This window comes from Methanobrevibacter thaueri, from assembly GCF_015062915.1.
Lineage (GTDB): Archaea > Methanobacteriota > Methanobacteria > Methanobacteriales > Methanobacteriaceae > Methanocatella > Methanocatella thaueri_B.
Genome location: NZ_SUTJ01000001.1, coordinates 195,247 through 216,158 on the forward strand (window position 1 = coordinate 195,247; position 20,912 = coordinate 216,158).

Annotated in this window: 5 protein-coding genes; 1 reads left to right on the forward strand and 4 read right to left on the reverse strand. The window is 34.1% G+C overall.

The window, feature by feature from the left end; genetic code table 11:
• Positions 1-279 precede the first annotated feature (279 nt).
• Complete coding sequence (locus tag E7Z78_RS01070; protein ID WP_303723326.1) at positions 280-4,959, reverse strand: Ig-like domain-containing protein; 4,680 nt, start codon at positions 4,957-4,959, stop codon at positions 280-282.
• Between the two features lie 260 nt (positions 4,960-5,219).
• Here E7Z78_RS01070 and E7Z78_RS01075 point away from each other — a divergent pair, with 260 nt between their 5' ends.
• On the forward strand, positions 5,220-7,496 hold the full coding sequence (locus E7Z78_RS01075; protein WP_303723327.1) for a nitrous oxide reductase family maturation protein NosD: 2,277 nt from the start codon (positions 5,220-5,222) through the stop codon (positions 7,494-7,496).
• A gap of 217 nt (positions 7,497-7,713) precedes the next feature.
• On the opposite strand, the gene E7Z78_RS01080 is transcribed toward E7Z78_RS01075, so the two are convergent.
• The 3 genes from E7Z78_RS01080 to E7Z78_RS01090 form a co-directional block, all read right to left on the reverse strand.
• Positions 7,714-10,878: a right-handed parallel beta-helix repeat-containing protein gene (locus E7Z78_RS01080; protein ID WP_303723328.1), complete on the reverse strand. Its 3,165-nt coding sequence runs from the start codon at positions 10,876-10,878 to the stop codon at positions 7,714-7,716.
• 358 nt (positions 10,879-11,236) lie between these two features.
• Positions 11,237-16,639, reverse strand: coding sequence for an Ig-like domain-containing protein (locus tag E7Z78_RS01085; protein ID WP_303723329.1), 5,403 nt, complete (start codon positions 16,637-16,639; stop codon positions 11,237-11,239).
• A gap of 10 nt (positions 16,640-16,649) precedes the next feature.
• Positions 16,650-20,666 carry a C1 family peptidase gene (locus tag E7Z78_RS01090; RefSeq protein WP_303723330.1) on the reverse strand — a complete coding sequence of 1,339 codons (4,017 nt, stop codon included), beginning with the start codon at positions 20,664-20,666 and terminating at the stop codon, positions 16,650-16,652.
• Positions 20,667-20,912: the final 246 nt, after the last annotated feature.

Below are 20,912 nucleotides of genomic sequence, written 5' to 3' on the forward strand. Positions count from 1 at the left end.
TTAATTAATAAATATTAAACTATTATGAGTATGAATTCATAACGATAATAATTATATTGCATATAATATATAATTATTACTAAAATATTTTATAGATATATAATCAATTAAATAACAAATTAAACAATTTTAAAAGATTATTTTTAAAATTAAATATTATTTATTTAGAAAAATTAAAAATAAGTGAAAATAAATTATAATAAAAGAAAATTAGGATTATCGAATTATAAATTACTATCATCACGTGAAATAAAAAAAAATATTGGAGTTAATGTTAAACTATTTTTTAACAATAACTCTTTTTTGAACAGTGTTTTTAATATAAGTAACTTTGAATGCGTACTTTTTACCTGCTTTAAGTTTTTTAATCACATTCTTTTTAATCATAAAGGTAGCTATTCCTTTTTTATTGGTTTTAGCCTTGTATGTTTTTCCCTTAAATTTCAAAGTGATTTTTTTACTTTTAATTGCCTTTCCCTTAGAAGTTTTTAAAGTTACTTTTATTTTAAAGGTTTTTGCAGACTTTTTCACTTTAACATTGGATGTCTTGATAACCTGTTTTACTGTTAGTTTATTGGTCGTCTTATATCCTTTGTATTCGGCAGTTATAGTGTATGTTTTTGGAACAGAAACAATTTTTAATGATGCATATCCATTCTTATCAGTTTTGGAAGTGTATTTCACTTTATTGATATAGAATGTTACAGTTTGTCCGGCTCCAACATAACGACCATCATCACCTATGATGCGAACTTTAAAGCTTGACCCATCGGCGTAATCCATTACCAGATTTTTATTATCAACTATTCTTTTTGAAATTGTGAATTTTTTGGTGATTGATTCATTGCTGATTGGATTTGTCAATTCGATTGAGTATGTGCCCACTGCCAATTTTTTATTAAGCTTAACAATTCCATTTGCATCACTAATTAGTGAATATTCTTTTCCATTCACTTTAAATATTATAATAGAATCGTTTAAAGGCTTACTGTCAACATTCAATAATCCAAATTCATAATCGCATCCACTGTTATATCCTCTGGTCATGTCGTTTGCATGAATGGTTGACAATACTTTAATTATTGCACTTGATTGAGCGGCAAGATAATTTTCATTCCCATCAAACCTGACCACTGCGCTGTAACTTCCTAACGGCAGACAATACTCAATGGAGGCAGCACCATTATCATCAGTTGTCAGCTGATGGTTTTCATTGTTTAAAGTGATTATAATACCAGCATTTTTAAGGACATTACCTTCACAGTCTTTCAGTAAAACTGTGAAATTATCTATAACGGAGTAATATACATATTTATCGGAAACCTCAAGAACTGTTGATTTTTTAACCACATTTAATGTGGCTTTTCCAACAATTACCACATATCTCCTGCTTCCAGTATAATTGGCGCCGATTTCATATGTGCCTTCCTTATCAAACACATAATCAATGCTTGCAATTCCTTCAAGGGATGTTGCATGAATCTCCTCACCATTTACTTTAAACACGACCTCTCCACCGGTGATTGGGTTTGCCATATCATCGCTTACAAAAGCAGAGATTGTTGTCAAGTCATTCTTATAAACGGTGTGTGTAGTGTTATTTAAAATGTTTATATAGATATTCCCCGCCCTATTATCATTATAGATATAAGAACCGTTTGATGCTGTTCCGTTTGACATTATATTGTAGAATAAAGAGGTTATTCCCTTATTATAGATTACTCCTCCGATATTTGCAGCACTGTTTGAGAATATATTGTATTGTATATCAATATAATCATCTGTTCCTTCTGTATAAATGGATCCGCCCTTGTCGGTTGCAGAGTTGTTATAGAACTCACAATGCTCAACCAATAAAGAAGCATAATAATTGTAGATTGCACCACCGTTTACCGCATGATTTCCCTCAAAATAACAGTTGCTTATGACAGAACCTGCTTGAGCTAAAGAAATGGCACCACCAGTAGTGGCAGTGTTGTTGATAAATCTGGAATTATAAACATTTATCTCATTATCATTCAGATATGACATTGAAATTCCAATTGCCCCTGCAGTATTGTTTATGAATGTGCAGTTGTCAACGTTAAATCCTGATCCCCTGCTTGTTACATAAAGACAAGGCAATCCCCCATTATCCTTAAAACTGCAATCCTTAAAGTTCATTTTTGCGTAATCATAAATCATTACTGGCTTTGAACTATTTTCAAACCTGCATTTTTCAAAATCAACTTTCGCTTGTTGACATCTGACTGCAGATTCGGTATTACCAAATTTATAAACCTCCACTCCATCAATTACAGTTTTGTAGTATCCATTATTTGCAAAGTAACAATTATACAAGTAAGCATATGCATTGTATCCTGAAATGTGTATTGCTCCATTGGTATATTGCGGACCAACAACACCTATATTTGTAAAGTTTGAATCGTAAACATACAGTTTTCCAGGATTTGAAATGCCAATGAACTCCGCAAAGTTATTTCCTTTAGGAACATTAGCAAATGAACAATTTCTGACTGTTAGAATTCCGGAACTTCGAATCGCTCCAAGTTCACTGCCTGAAGTGTGCAGTCCATTTTCAAAATTAATTCCAATGAGATTAATTACTGTCTTTGACCCGAAACCAAATATCAAATATGATTTGGTCCTGTCAATCACAACTTTACCATTATAAGAAGAGATTGTTAGATTCCTATTGTTAATGTAATTCAATCCGACATAAGTGTTATTGTAAAACAGGTTCTTACAGACTACAGTGACATCATAAGTACCTTTTAGAAGATATATTGTTGCACCAGATTCCTTTGCACGGGTTATTGCTTTTTCAATTGATAAAAATGGATTATTGATGCTTCCGTCACCGTTTTCATCATCTCCGTCCACTGCAAGGAAAATCTCTGTTAATGGAATTTCATATTCAAAGACTGTTTTCAATGTCTCATTATCCGCTGAGATCATGACTGTAGCGTTGTCGGTAATCTCTGAAATTCTATTTACAATTGAATAAGCATTTTGTTTGTTTAAAATAACATGATAAGCATCTAAATTACCAGTATTGGTTGTTATTTGAAGCACCAATTCAGGTAGATACTCATTTACAGTGTTGTTAAGGTTATCAGTTAACCAGACACTGAATGCTGATTGCCATTCTGTTCTTAAAACCTGTTTTTCCTGGCTTTGGGATAAAATAAACCAGGAGTCGCTTACTATTTCATTACCTAATGATAAGTAATCAGTATATGAACTTCCTTTATTGGATCCCCACCAGTTATTGTTTGCAACAACAGTGCCTAAATTATTAAATAAATATCCATATTCATCTATGGATTTGATTAATGCGTCATTATTGACAATATGTGAATATTCAATGTTTAAACTTGCATCCATTCCCACATTCGCAATGACTGCACCTGTTTCGAGCAGTGTGTTGTTTCTTAATATGAGATTTTTCAGAGTTAAGTTTGAATTTGAACCAACATCAAATAATGGGTTGTGTTGAGAGTGAGAGTTTAGTATTGTTAAATTAGTGATGTTTACATTAATATTATCATTAAGCACTAAAAAACCATTATTTGAAGTGATTGACACATAATCTGTTTTGTATGGAGTTGCATATGCTGAAACGGACATGTCACATGCCAATGTGTATGACTGTGGAAATGCATAATCCCCTTCAAACAGAACTATTTTGTTTACTGCACCATTATTGACGGCATCAATCGCGTCACTTAATGAATAAGGATTGTTAAATGACCCATCACCTTCGCCGTCCTGCGCATTAGCAGAGACGTATTGAGGGGATGGTAAAATGTTCAAAGTCACATTGACAATGAAATCACCCATTTGAGCAGTGACCAGCACTTCACCAAGTTCAGAAGTTGTAAAGACAGAACTTGCCTTATTATTGGTCAAAATGACTTTTTTATCACTTAAATTGCCTGAGGAGGATGTGAATGTTATAGGAATTTCAGGAATATAAATGCGTGATGAAAAATCCGCTCCTCCGCTGGTAATCAATTTTGCAGTCAAAATAACCTGGTCATCAACAGTTGGATTGACATTGTCAGCAACGATAACCAGTCTTGAACTTGTAACATCATATCCATTATAGTTAACTATCTTATTTATGCCTTCATTAGTTCCCCAGAAGTTTTCAGCTATCAATCCGTCCCGGTTGCTTGTTGCATAAACTGCATAATTGGAATTTCCAAGGGCTATGCAATATTGCATTGATAAGAAACTGAATGTATTGGACCCGCCAAAATAGATGCTCCCTTGTTTTGCAGTGTTATTCAGGAATATGCAGCTAGTTACATATAACTTATCTGACATGGAAAACATTTTTTCGTTACGGCCTTCATAGAATACTCCACCATTATTTGTTGCAGTGTTGTTTATGAATGTGCAGTTGTAAAATGACCCGTAATATTGATTATAATTCTGGAAGTCGACAACACCACCATTTTGAGCATTACCGTTAATGAAGGTTATGCCATTGAAACTGAATGAACAGTCCGCAGTTAATTTTAGAATTCCACAGTTATTTTGTCCGTCAATAACTGGTTTTCCACCATCATATGAAGTGAAAGTTAAATCCTTACCTAATGATAGGGTGGAAGTGATTTTAAAGGTTGCATTGGCAAGATATATTGTTTTACCATTTGTTGCAACATAAATTGCCTTGTCAATTGATTTGTATGGGCTGTAGTAAGACCCGTCACCTAAATTACTTCCTGATGGAGAAACATATATTCCATTTGAATCCGGTTGATATTCGTCTCCAAGAGGGGAATCTCCACCTTCACTTAATAATATATCATATTCATTTTCAACATCATCGTTTAAACTTATTGTATCATTATCAACTTCAACGCTTAACTGTACAGTCCCGTTATAAGCATTTAAGTTTGTAGAGTCGCTGTCAATTGCAAATGAACATGTCATAACGCTTGAAAGCAACAATATGCACAGCAAGCAAAAAATAATATTTTTGTTATAATTCATCACTTTAAACCTCACTATTATATCGATATAACATTGATTACACATATTTTTTAAAATAAGTTTTTATATATTTTTTTATTATAACTATTGCTATAAATTCATATATATTTGAATAATATTCCTCCAAATACAATTTAAACAATAATAATATAAAATATAAAATTTATAAAGTATTATATGATTAATTTTCAATAATTAATTTGTTATAAATCGGATTGAAAGGAGGTGAAAATATAAATAAACGATGGTTAAATATTGCTTTTATTTTAATACTTTTCATATCATGCATTAATGTAATCCATGCCGAAGAAAATTGCACAAATCAAACGGACGGTAACCTGCTTTCCCAAATCGATAATCAAAGTGTTTATGAACGAAGTTCAGATGATTTGCTAACTGCAAAGCAAGGCACATATATTGATGCTCCTGATGAAGTTGAATATGATGTAATCGGGAAGAATTTTGACGTCACATTGCTAAGCAAGGAAAATAAAGCTATCCCCAATGCCAAAATCATCATTTCAATAGATGGCGAAAGCCATGAATTGAAAACAGATTCAAACGGTAAAGCATCCCTGCAAATTCGATTGGATGATGGGCAATACAAGGTTACAACACAGTTTCAAGGAAATTCTCAGTACAACCCATGCTCAAAACAGACCTTGCTTTATCTGAACAACACAAAAGTCATTGGTGAAAACTTAACCAACGATGAAATCCAGGCAATCCTGGACAATGCAAAAGCAAACAATGTAATATTATTCAAGGGAGATTTGTATGAGAATGTGAACTTGATAATTGATAAGAGATTAACATTGATAGGCAATGGCAACACTGTCATTAAATCCAACATTAAAGAGGCAATTTTTGAAATAAATGGCAAGAACAGTTCACTGTCTTCAATTTCAGGTTTTAATCTGGATTCAGATGGCGATGCAATAAAAGTTAAAAATTCCGATTACGTTACCATAAACAACAATAAGATTGCTTCAAAAGGAAATGGAATTGTTGCCGAAAATGTGAGATACCTTGAGATTGACAGCAATGAAATCAACAACAATGCAGCTAACGGAATCGTGCTTGCATTTGCAGATGATTGCAATGTCATCAATAACAAAATTTATTCAAATCAAGAAAATGGAATTGCACTTTCCAAATCTAATAACATTTACATCTATTACAATAACATCAACAAGAACAAAAAGAATGGTATTTACGCTTCAGACGAAATTGATGGTGTTTATTACGGAGATGTTGCAACTAATTTACATATTGGAAACAATGAAATCAACAACAATGCCAAAAATGGAGTAGAATTTGAAAAAGTTGGCCAAAATGTAGTGATTGACTCAAATACAATCAACAGCAATTCATTTGACGGGATATACATATCAAAAGCATCAAATAATGTTACCATAACCTCAAATATCATCAACACCAATCTTGAAAATGGAATTTCCATATCAGATATTGGAAGCAACAGCATATTCTATAATCTTATTTCCTATAATTCAGGCAGTGGAATTAAGTTTAATTATGACTATGTTCTTCCAAAAGGTCAGGACATTCGCTTTAACGTAATCATACACAATCCTCAAAACGAGATTGATGCAAGTGAAACCATATATGACCATGTGATTAACAGGTTGGATATCGGTGAAAACTGGTACGGAGGAGTTTTGAATTTATGTCCAAAGGTCAGAACCAGCAATATCAACATCACTATCAAGCAAATGGATGTTTATTTATTTAATGTGACTTTTTACAATTCAGACGACGAAATTGTTAGTCAACTCCCATCAAGAATCGTTACTCATAAGGTTAATAATGGAAGATCAAAAAGCTTTGTGCTGTACAACGGAACCGGAACTTTTGAAAGGGATGCCTCTGATGGAAATATCATCTATGTTTCAGTTGACATGTCCACATATTCCATTGTCTACAAGTCAGATGATCCGAGTTTCCTGCATCTGGAATATCCTCCATACAGCCCTTATATAAGGCCTATTGAGGATGTCGGAAAACCTTATCCTAATCTGCCAAGACCGGGACTTCTAGAAGATATCACAGATGATAAACCTGGTGACGGAGGAAATGATGATAATACTGGAGGCAACGGCGGATTAATTCCTGGAAATGGAAATGGTGGAACATCCAATGGCAATGGAATTTCTGGCAATGGAAATGGCAACGGTCAAGGAGCTACAACACAATCTGGAAATACCCATCAAAAGACAACATCTGGAAATGGAACCTCAATGCAGGAATCAGGTTCAAACAGCAATCCATCAAATAATGTTGGACCAACTTCAAATGCTCCAAGTGCAGGTGAAGGTCAAGCCGCTGGAAATCCAAGTGTTGTTAAAAAAATTATTATTGATGAAGAAGATATCATAAGAGTTACTGGAATATCATTGATATTGCTATTGATTCTTTTAACAATTGCATTTTATTATCGTGATGATATTAAGGAAATGCAATCAAAAATATAATTTCTTCTTTATTTCTCTTTTTATAATATTGTCGATGAAGTAAATATAACTTTTAATCGATAAATATCATTTTAATAAACAATTACTTATTAATAATTAATTCATTTGTCTAACATTAGTATTCTAAAAAAAGAATGTTACAAAAAAGTTTAAAAATGAATGAAATATATTAAAAAAAGAAAAAGAAAAGTAATAAAACGGGTATTATTACTTTATCTTATTTTTTTACTTTGATTTTTACTTTTTTGGTTACTGCTTTGTAAGCGCCATCACCAGCAAACTTAACTGTTGCTTTGAAAGTACCTTTTTTAGTCACTTTAACCTTAATGGTAGCAACACCTTTAGCATTGGTTTTAGCCTTAAAGGTCTTACCGTTAACTTTAATGGTAACTTGTTTTTTAGCTAAAGCCTTGCCTTCAGATTTCAAGGTAACTTTAATCTTTTTAGCCTTCTTAACTTTTAAGGTTGCTTTTTTAGCGGTCAAAGTAGTAGCCTTTTTAACAACAGTGATTTTAACAGTTTCCAATGAAGAAACATATTTACCTGTAGTGTCAACGTATGAAATGTAAGCGAATTTAGTTGTAGCGCTTGCATATTTAACAGGCACATTAACAACACCATTAGCATCGGTAGGACCAATGAACAATGGTTCACCATCAACCTGAACAACAATCAAATCATTAGCAATAGGATTACCATACTGATCTTTCAAGGTGATTTTCAAATTACCATTGTTACCAGCCTTAATGGTAATAGGACTAGCAGTAATTGCAGTACCAATCAATTCAACAGGAGTTTCAACATCAAAGACTTTATCACCAGTGGTTTCAACAGTAACAGCTTTAACATCATCAGGTAAAACATTACCAGAAACATTAATAGGAGCTGAAAGGTTTAAATCACCATTTCTACAGTAAATACTGAATAAAACAATATTATATGCTTTGGAAGCACCGCTAGCCAAAGTAACATTGTTACCAGTCACATTAATGTTACCTAATGAGGATGGGAAACCATGAGCTTCATTACCTTGCTCAGCAGCAATCAATACACTGTTATCAAGAGCAACAAAATCATTGTCTACAATAGCAATGTCGTTAGAAGCTTTTTGAATACTGATTACAGGCAATTCAGTCCAAACAATGTCACCTTCCTTGAAGTAACCACAGTTAATGAACTTGTTGTTTCTAATTACAGAGTTTTTAGTGGATGAACCACCGAAGTAAATAGAATAAGTGTTACCGATGAAAGTGTTGTTTTCAACAATATTAGATCCACTACCTTGAGCAATGGAAACACCATCAAGAATAGGGCCTTCAAAGGTATTGTTCCTTACAGTAATCTTGGAAGATTGTCTGTAAATGTTAAGAGACTTGGAACCTTTTTCAACATTAACAGTAGGATCATTAGCAATCACAGTAGTATAACCACCAGTAAACTTGTTGTTTTCAATAACAACATCAGTGGAACCTTGAACCACAACCGCACTACCGAAATTGGTAAATGTACAGTCAGAGATTAATCCACCGGTTACACCTCTCATGTTAACTCCCCAACCGTTTACAGAACCACCATAAACAAAGATGTTGCTAGGGTTAACATCAACAAAGTCAAATCCTTGGATAGTTACATTGGAACCGGTAATATAGAATAAACCATTTCCAACACCGTTACCGATAATACGGGTGTTGTCACCTTTTAATGTAATGTTGTCTTTAGCGATTGTGATACCGTCATCACCAAAGTCAAAACTAGGAACAGCAGTTAAATCAATTACAGCACCAGGGTTAGCAGCATCAATAGCAGCTTGAATATCAGCAGCAGTGTTATTTAAAACAGCCACTTCTTCACCCCAAGCAGTGTACCAAACCACATATTCACGAACACCACTAGCTAAAGTGTTATCATCAACTTTTAATGGTGCAAATAAGTTCAATTCAGTATCATCTCTGCATAAAACATGGAACAATACAACGGACCTACCATCTACATCAGCAGCCAAATCAACTTGGTTACCTGTTACGTTGATGTTACCTAATGATGATGGGAAACCGTGAGCTTCGTTACCTTGCTCAGCAGCAATTAAAACACTATTAGTGAGAGCTGTGAAATTATTGTTTTCAATAGCAATATCATTGGAAGCCTTTTGAATGCTGATAACAGGCAATTTGTCCCATTCAACATCCCCTTCCTTGAAGTAACCACAGTTAATGAACTTGTTGTTTCTAATTACAGAGTTTTTAGTGGATGAACCACCGAAGTAAATAGAATAAGTGTTACCGATGAAAGTGTTGTTTTCAACAATATTAGATCCACTACCTTGAGCAATGGAAACACCATCAAGAATAGGACCTTCAAAGGTGTTGCCTCTAACAGTGATATCAGAGGATTGTCTGTAAATGTTAAGAGATTTGGAACCTTTTTCAACATTAACAGTAGGGTCATTAGCAATCACAGTAGTGTAACCACCATTAAAGAAGTTGTCTTCAATTACAACATCAGTGGAACCTTGAACCACAACCGCACTGTTGAAATCAGTGAAGTTACAATCTTTAACTAATCCACCTTCAACACTTTTAAAGTTAACACCCCAACCATTTACAGAACCACCATAAGTGAAATTATTATTTGGGTTAGTGTCAACAAAATGAATACCTTGAATAGTCACATTAAAACCAGTAATGTAGAATAAACCATTACCATCACCATAACCTTTAATAACAGTATCACCATTACCCATCAAAGTAATGTTACTCTTAGCAATAGTCAAAGAACCATCAGCAAAATCATAAACATCATAATCAGTTAAATCAATAACAGCACCATCACCAGCGGCAGCAACCTTAGAAGCAATGTCACTCACACTTCCTTCAGCCGGTGCGGTGGATTTAACGGTTATTGTTACATAATTTATTTTAGTAGGATCCATTCCGCCGCTGTAACCACAGAATGTTTCATAATCATCATCTTCAACCGGTGTGAAAGTCACAGTATATGGACTGCCACTTGCTTTTAAGCCAGTTATTGGTACAGTGAATCCCCAGTCAGCCTGCATATCTTCCATATTTTTGACGGTACCGGTTTTTGTAGCTCCAGTATCATCATTATAGCTGTATTGGAAACTTACTTCATCCCAGCATTGATAATCTTCATACCAGTAGACATTAGCATTGATTGTAGCTGTGTCTCCTTCATCGATTTCAATGCTTGTTTTTTCAAAATCTATAAAACCTTCTCCATCTTCTTCAGCCAATTGATCGGAATCGTCAACCGCCTGAATGTCTGAAGAAGAATCATCTACACCAATTACATCTGCAGTTGCATTGTTATCAACATCAGCTGCAAATGACATTGGAATTATGAATAAAATCAACATTGCCATTAAAATTAATAGCGAATGTTTTCTCAGATTTACCATTATTCTTTTCCTCCATAAAATTGAAATGAATTATAATTCATAACGATATATATTATATAATAAATAGTATATAATTATTACTAAAAAAATCCAATATGAAAAAATAATTTACAATATATTATTTGATAAAAAGTAATTGAACAGATTTAAATCAGTAAAACTAATATTAAACTAATTTATTTCAAATATAAGCTTATAATCTATCGCTAAGAATAATTATATGGAAAACTGGACATTTATGAACTGACGAAAATAATAACATTCCTATCGAAAAGAAAAAATGAAAAAAAATAAGAAAAAATAATAGAAGTTTGGAAAACTTCTATCTTTTAATTTTTATTGTCTTTTTAACTTTTGAAGATAAATATTTTATAGTGACCTTATATTTACCAGCCTTTAAGTTTTTAAGGGTGACTTTTGCAACACCTTTCTTGTTGGTTTTAGCCTTATATGTTTTTCCCTTAATCTTCAAGGTGACTTTTTTACCTTTTAAAGCTTTTCCTTTTGATGTTTTTAAAGTTACCTTATATTTTATCTTTTTAGCTCTTTTCTTTGAGAGATTTTTTGCTTTAATGACGGATTTTACTTTAATTTTATTGGACACTTTATATCCTTTATATTCAGCAGTTACCTTATAAGTTTTCGGAACTGCCTTAACGGTCAGGGAGGCATAACCGTTCTTATCTGTTTTAACATTGTATTTTTTACCGTTAAATGTGAATTTAACTATTTCGCCTGCCCCTACAACATTTCCATCATCACCAACAACACGAACCTTAAACTTAGACCCGTCCCTGTAATCCATTACCAGGTTCTTATTATTTGTAATCCTTTTAACGATTACAACAGTATTGGTGGCCTTTTCGGAAGTTAATGGATTTACGGAAATGATACTATATGTTCCAACTGCCAATTTAGTTAATTTTATAGAACCTTGTGCATCTGTAGTGAATGCATAATCCTTACCATTGACCTTAATTGTAACATTGGTGTCGTTTAAAGGATTACCATTTTCATCGACAAAAGTAGCAATGAAATCATATGGGCTGTTGTATCCTCTTGTTAGATCCTGTGATGCAACAGTCGGTAAAACTGTGATGGTGGAATTAGCATTTACTGCTTTATATTTACCGTCACCGTCAAATTTAACATTGACCGGATAAACTCCTGCAGATAAATCCAAATCAATCAATATGATACCTGATATATCACTATCAACAACATACTCGCTTCCAGCAATATTCACTAAAAGTTTAATGTCTGAAACAGGATTTCCTTTAATGTCTGTTACTTTAATTTCAATTTTATCGGCTTTGTAGTACACAACCATGTCCGGAGAATCAATTACCAAATTGGATTTTCCTTCAATAGCGGCTGTCTTAACAGTTAAATTGGACAATCCCACATCATCATAAACCGCATTGATTAAATGAATTCCTTTTTCAACTGTATAATCCGCCACATAAATGTTATTTTCAAATGTTGCGTTTATCTGAACATCATCAATCACAAATGCGAGATTATTACCTACAATGACATTGTTATTGTCATCCACGACAATAGCTTCCAATTTAATTGTATCTCCGATTTCATGAACATATGTTTGATTATCAAGGATTATGAGATAGGTTGGAGTTTTGATAGTCGCCCTATTGATAATCGGATTCACTAATGTGTTATTGCTTAATGATAAAGTTCCGGTATTGTCAATGGAATAATCGGAATCCGGATTGATTTCACGCACATTGGTTAAATTGCAAATGGACCCTTCAAAGCTGTAGAGTATCATTCCCATATTTTCAAATACAGTATTTGTGATATTTACGGTTGAATATATTGTTGTGGTTGTGAGGAATCTTTCCGCATCATTGTTCCTGAATGTTGAATTGATTATTGTAGTGTTTGCATAAAATGATTCAGGGAAGGAATACATTCCGAAAGTGTATACTAAACTGCTTCCGGCAGTGTTCCTGTTATTTTCAGCGGTCACATTGACTAAAGTATAGAAACCGTATAAGTTTACGAATATTGCTCCATTAGCTGCGGTGTTGTTTCTTATTACAGTGTCTGTAATGTTAATGTAATCTCTAAAGTTTTCTCCAGAATAAATCGCTCCACCGTCGCCTAGTGCAGTGTTGTTTTCGATTAAACAGTTTTCAAGAACTCCCCAATATATTGTGATATGCCTTCCAGTCGAATCGACAACGGATGAAACTGTGTTTTCCAATTGTAACGCTCCACCGGTTCCTTCAACATAATTGTTGGTGAATTTAGTGTTTATGAATGTGGTTGCTCCATAATGAACGTATACTGCTCCACCCATTGGAGTGTATCCTGATTCCTTGTCAATCGCCCTGTTGTTGTTGAATACACAATCAATAAATGTTACATTTTTACCGCTAGTATATAATGCCCCTGCGCATGTTGCGTCGTTACCTTCAAAAGTGATGTTTTTAAAGACTTGCACCACACCGGTATATCCTCTGCAGTCAACAGCACCGGAGTAGGTGAATGCGGAGTTGTTGATGAACTTGACATTTTCCAGAATGAAGTCACCGTCACCGTCCTTAACGATTGCTCCTCCATAAACTGTGGCAGTGTTATTTATGAATAGGGAATCCTTAACATATAGGTTACCGTATCCGAATATTCCTGCACCTTTTTCGGCAATATTATCCTTAAATGTACAGTTTTCAACGACTATTGTGTTTTTACCCATTGAGTCTATTGCTCCACCCCATCCTTCAGGGTTGTTGGATCCTGTAAAGATTATGTTTTTAAATGTTACATTGGAATAATAGTCAATGAAGAATATGTGTCCCTCTGATGCGTTTAAAACTATTGGTTCATCTCCCAATGAGGTTATTGTAATGTTCTTATTTATTACCCATGGTTCGGATGGGCGAGTTCTGTGACCTATTTGAATAACTGGCACATCATATGTTCCTGGAATGGCTTGAATGACATCATTTATCTCTGCCGCATCAATAGCTTCCTGCAGTGTCTCATAACCTGCACCATTAATGAACCATGAATTCACAACATTAATCCTTACCAATGACTCCTTAACATCCAATGGAGGATAAAGATCATTTGAACCGGAATATGTTCCAGAAATTACATAATTGCCTGTGCCAAGTTCTTTTAATAATGTTGCCTTACCATTGATGACATTTGCAGTTCCAATTTCATCGCCGTTGCTTGTAAATGATATTGTGCCTCCATTTATGATATTGCCCATGTCATCGGTTACAGTTGCATTTAGTGCAATTTCACCATCTTTTAGCTTTAATGTCTGATTTTCATTGAAAGTTATGATTATGTTGCCTATGACTCCTGAATCAATGTTGATTTGAGGGTCATCTCCTGCAATAGTGTTGTTTTCCAGGTCAACTTGTGATGATTTTACATAAATCGCATCGTCAGCGTTTCCTGAAAACATGTTGCTTGAAATGGTGTTTTGAGAACCGGTTCCATAAATGTAAATTGCACCTCCATTTGTTGCCTTATTTGAAGTGAAAGTGTTATTTTCAATAAGCACGATTGCCTGGTCATCCCCATTTACATAAATGGCTCCACCATAAGCCGCTTCATTATTGATAAATTCACTGCTTCTAATTGTTGCAGTGCCTGCTAAATAAATAGATCCTTTTGCATTGCCCATTACATTAGCTGTAAATTGGGAGTTTTCTATTAAGGTTTCAGAATCGGAATAAATCGCAGAGCCTTTTGATTCTGCTGACTGTTCATTTATTCCATTGCCATTGAATACAGTATTGTATATCTCTAAAGTTCCAGTGGAATGGGATGCGATTGCCCCTCCATAATCACCAGCAATGTTGTAATTGAATTCACTGTCATGAATAATCAAATTACCTGAACTGTGGTAAATGGCTCCACCATAACCGTTTTCATCATCTGATTCCATGAATGCGTTAGTGAAAATAATATTGCTAATTTCGGCATCCACACCAATAATGAAAATGCGTCCTTTCTTATCCGCATTAATGACGACACCTTCTTCACCGATTATGGTTACTGGATTGTTAATTTCCAAATTGTATTCCTCATAATCGCCTGCAGAAATTATTATGACCTTATTACCACCAATCAAGTTGTTTTTCTCAACTGCTGCACCAATAGTTTTTAGTGGGCTTGATCTGTTTCCTGAATTGGTGTCATCACCTGTTGGTGAGACATAAATCTTATCTGATTCGGGAACATCCACATTAAAGGTCAAACTGCCTATTAATTTATGGTTGACAAAGATTGTGATGTTTTCCAATCCTTTAGTTGTTGCGTTATAATTTACAACGGCATTGTTGTTCATAATGACTCCATTAGAATCAATTTGACCTAATGTAGATTTAAAGGTAATATTCAAACTTGGCATTGCCGCATTCAATTTATCAATGACTGTGGAGTTGATGTACATGAATTTGGCATTTATATCATAACTGTTTCCAATAACGGCTTCCTCATCTAATTTCGGAACTATTACAATCCAAGTATCAGCTTTAAGATTATCTGCAATAATATCACTGCTTAAAGGACCCTCGTTTGTTCCCCAAAAGTTATAATTTGCATTTGTTTTAACTTCAGAATAAATTAAAGGACTTTTAGATGATAGGGTGTTTCCGATGAAGTTACAGAAATTAACTGTTAATGAGTTATCTCGAGCGCTGATTATTCCTCTGAAGAAACCGCTTGTTCCATAAGCGTTATTGTTTATGAATGTTGACTGCAGGATTGTGGTTTTTGAATAGGTGGCAATTGCACCGACATAACCTGTATTGTCTTCAAAGGTACAGTTGATAATGTTCAATACTTTTCCAAGGTTTCCATTTCCACCGTAGGTGTTACTTCCGGAAATTGCACCGGCGGTACCTCCAATCATTGTTAAATTGTTGAATTCAATTATGTTTGTTCCTGCTGTGAAGAATATGTACCCGTCACTTGTGCCACTGTTGAATATTTCCACTTTTCCTTTTCCGGTTATCCTCACATTATTTGAGATTGCATATGAATTTGTGAAGAAATACCATCCGCTTTTTACAATGACCTCATAGTTTCCTCCCAATGCCTTATTCTGGTCCAATGCCTTTTGAATTGTGGCATATGGGCTGCTTTCAGACCCATTGTTAGAGTCGCTTCCGCTTTCCTCGACATATATTTGACCTACAGGAGTGAATGATTCATATGCTGGAAGTGTTGGTCCTAAATCAGTCACTGGATTGATAGTTAAGTTAACAGTTGCCGGAGCTATCCTGTCAATGTAGTATCCATCCACAAACTCATCAAACAGCTCGTCTTCAACAACTGTGAAATTCAATGCGTAAGGAGTGTCTCTTGCGTTAAGCCCTTCAAATTCTCCAGTGCTGAATACAAATTCGCCACCGTCATAACCTGTAGTGTATGATCTTGTCATTCCGTTACTGTCCACATATTTACATTCGACATTCAATAGAAAAGGATATGAACCGTCAATGATTTCAATATAAATGTCTCCTTTAATCAATGTGCTATCATCCTGATCCACTGAATATTCTGTTTCATCAAGATTGATCCAGGCTTCATCTTCATCTTCAGATAAAACATCTGAACTGTCATCAATTGCCATTTCATTTGTTGCGTTATCCACATCAGCTGCAAATGATATTGGCACTAGAATAAAAATTAACATTATTATTAGAATTAATAATGAATGTTTCTTTAAATTAAACATTTTTCCTCCCTTATTTTTTAATTTTGATAGTATTCTTTATAGTTGATTTTCCATATTTGGTTGTAATCTTATATTTTCCGACTTTTAAATTCTTTAAGGTTAATTTCGCAACTCCCTTCTTGTTGGTTTTCACTTTATAAGTTTTTCCTTTGATTTTGAAAGTAATTTTTTTGCCTTTTAAAGGTTTGCCTTTTCCATTGACAAGCTTTGCTGTGAACTTGATTTTCTTAGCTTTTTTCTTGGAAATGTTCTTTGCAGTCAGTACTGGCTTGACTGTGATTTTATTTGAAACGGTGAAACCTTTATATTCGGCTGTTATAGTGTATGTTTTCGCTTTCAAGGTTATCTTGTATGATGCGTATCCGTTCTTATCGGTTTTGACCTTGTAAGTTTTTCCATTGATTTTCACATTGACTGTTTCGCCGACCCCTACAGGATTTCCATCATCATCAAAAGCGCGAACCTTATAGCTTGCCCCATTAAGGAAATACATTACCACATTTTTATTTTCAGTTATTCTAGGAATTACATTAATCATATCAGTCAGTTTTTCACCATTAATCGGATTTATAACATAAATGTCATAATTTCCAGGTTTTAAATTAATATTAAAATCAATTGAACCGTTTGAATCTGTTGTTGCCTCATGATTGATTCCATCTATATTCACTGTAATTTGAGTATTGTTTAATGGATTTCCATTCTTATCCAGCAACATCACACTGTATTTAGTGTTCAATAGATAATTTTTACTTTCAGGTTGGATTATTGTGGTTTTAACTGTGACATTTTTTGTATTTGAGGAATTGATATAGTTATTGTCCCCATTGAATATGATGTCAATCGCATATTCCCCGACAGGTAGAGTGATGCTGATAGATGCAATTCCATTGTCATCTGTGGTTTTCTTGAATGTTCTGTTGTTTATCTTGAATAAAACGTCACGATTTGCTACTGCATTTCCATTAACATCCAGCAATGTGACTGAAAATTCATTTCCTCCATTGTAATATGCGATGAGATTATCCGCAATTATCTGTGATGCTATGACATTAATTGTGAAGTTACTTTCAGCTAAATTGGTGACATAAGTCTCATTCAGCAGTTTGACATGTACTGTGTAATCTCCACATTCGAGATCTGTTAATGTTAATGTGTACTTTCCGTTTTCAAGATTAACGATAGTGCTTTGGTTGTTAATGGTAATGTTGATTGCTTCATTGATGTCCCTTGAAACATCAATATTTACAATTGCTTTTGTAATATTTTTAATGACATCAATGTTTATTTGTGCGTATAACTTATCAATGTTGACTGAATCAGTATTTGAAGAGTTGATATATCCTATTGCAGAGTATGCTGCATTAATTGTGGTTGTTGCCATTTCTTTCAGGTCAACTGTCAATTTAGCAATGCCGTTATATACGGGAACTGTATAATTCTCACCGTCAATGGTGAATGTGACATTTCCACAGCTGACAAGATTTCCATATTGATTAAAGACACTTGCAACAATGTCTACAGGATTATATCCCTTGTTTGAAATATTCAATGTCATGTATGATGCTATTTCATCATAAAAAGTGAATGCTTTAATGCATGCCACCTGTGAATCGTAAGTGTGTGATGAATAAGTGGTTGAATAATCGCATAGATCTATCCATTTTTTACCGTCAGTACTGAAAAATGAAATGCCATCGGAATATAATACCTTATTTGATCTTATCTTTTCACTGATTGGGAAACTTGCATCGTTAGCGATTATTTTAAAAGTGACCTTGAATATGTCCCCAGGATTCAATCTGATATAATTTCCCAGGTCAATGGTGTAATATCCACACTCGCCGATTCCGCTTTTGGTGAGTTTTAAAACATCATTGACATGAACTGTCAAGTCCCACTTGCATGCTTTTTCAAAGTATGTGGAAACAGCTGATAAGAATTCATTGCCTGTTGCAGTGAATACATTTTGATACCAAATGTTCTTATAGCCTGTTATGAAGTAATCTGTCATGCCGATAATGTCATATTGATAATTCTTATCGTATTTGACAGTATCATTTAATATGAATGTATATGCCGCATCTTCCTGGTTTAATGGTACGAATGAGGTATCATAATAAGAAACATAGAAATACCCATTGTCTCCCCAATCGGAATTCCAACTGTTTTTAACTATCCATGCTCCATCACCACTCGGTCTTGAATTAAAATTCTCACGTGAATAGGTGTCATTCCATCCGACTATTGCAACGGCATGATTTGAATAGGATGTTGCTGAGGTGTAATATGCGTAGGTTTGGCTATTGTAATAAGATGAGTCGTAATAAAATCCGGTTCCGACTGCCCCATAAGTCAGGATTGCTTTTTTTATCTCATCATTATCAGTGAATGAATTTCTTTTGAAGAATTTGACATTTTGAACATGCATTACACTGTCCAATAATGGGGACAATGTTGAATAATCATCATTTAAATCATCATCCTCAAAAACAGGACCCATCCAGCTCAATAAATATGCAAGGCCCATCACGTCATATCCTCCGTCATTGGTATTCATGCTCCATCCATAATCAGAATAGAATGAAATTAGATTTTTCATGTTTTCTTCGGATAAATCAAGGTCATCACCTGATGCCTTTAGAATACATGACTCCAAAACAGCTATTGCAGCAAAAGCCCAACAGTTTCCTCCGCTTTGCTGGTCTTTTACGCTTGTGACATAACCGTCATCCAATAGGCTGTAATAGCTTGGAAGAATGCCTATGAATGTTGAATTATTCTTATACATCACATAATTTCCGTCACCTATATCCAGGCTTATGCTTGATGTTTCATATAAGTCATTTTCATTTAAAGCGACATTATTATAATATTCATTTAAATTGATTCTTGACTTGGCATTTAAAAGAGAATAAATCGCCCCACCACTATTGAAAGCTGTGTTGTTGGTGAATACATTCTGATATTGTATCATGTTTGTGGTATTGTCAATGAATAATGCTCCACCGTTAGATGCTGAATTATTGATAAAATTGGAGTTTCTTATTGTAATGGTGCCATACATTTGGTAAATTGCTCCCCCTTCATATTGGGCAGAGTTGTTCTCAGCAAATAACTCCTCTAATGAAACTGTTGAACTTAAGGCAGTGATTGCTCCGCCAAAAGTAGCCTGAGAGCCAGTTATATTAATATGATCTGCTGTCAATTTTGATGATTTTGCATATATTGCACCTCCAGCATCATTTAATGATGTTGAATTAATGAACTTGGACTTGGAGATGGTTATCTGTGAATTATATTCGCAAGCAATTGCTCCACCATAATTATAAGCATAGTTATCCATGAATGTTGAGTTTATAATTTCCAGATAGCCTCCGTCCATATAGATTGCTCCACCATATTCCCCACTGTTGTTTATGAACATACAATTGTTCAAGTATGCATAAGCGGAATAATAAGCAGAGTAAGGACAGTAGATTGCGCCTCCAAACGAATTTGAAGCAGCATTCACAACGATGTCTGTAGATGTTGAATATGTTGAATAAGCTACAGCATCTCTAAAAATAGTATTTTCAGCGTTTAATGTTCCATAATTAATTACAGTCGCACTTTTTAATGTGACATTCTTAAGCGTAAAGCTTCCATATGAAGTAAGAATACAATTGTTATCCTTAAGCTTTATGATAGCATTTTGAGAACTCTCTCCAATGATAGAAAGAGAATTGAAATATTTACCATCTTCCAATTCATATTCCCCATTTGCCAAATGGATAACGGAACCGTCAACAATCCGTTCTGTTGTCAGATATTTATATGGGCTTGCTGAAGTACCTATTCCATCCTCGTCTGCAGATGCGTTGAAATAATAATCACTATCGCTAGACAATACTTCTTCAGCCAAATTGGAAGTTTCCAATACTGGAGAATCATTATCTGAAGTTTCATTATTATCTAATGCAAAACTAGACGGCAAAATAATGAAGAATAGAAAAATACAGATTATAGTCAAAATTTTTTTATCCACAATTACCCTCCTGAAGTTATCGTTGTTAATTATATTTATTATCGCTGTGGGATATAAACTTTATTTTAGAAAATAAATCAGCGAAAGATAAATTTAACAAAGAAAAATTGCATGTTACAAGTTAATTTTAAAAAAATACTAAAAATCAATGCAAACAATAACCTGAATGATAAAATCATGCATTTTGAAAAATAATCGAATATTACGCGAAAAAACTGTTAAAAATAAATTGAAATAGTTTAAAAA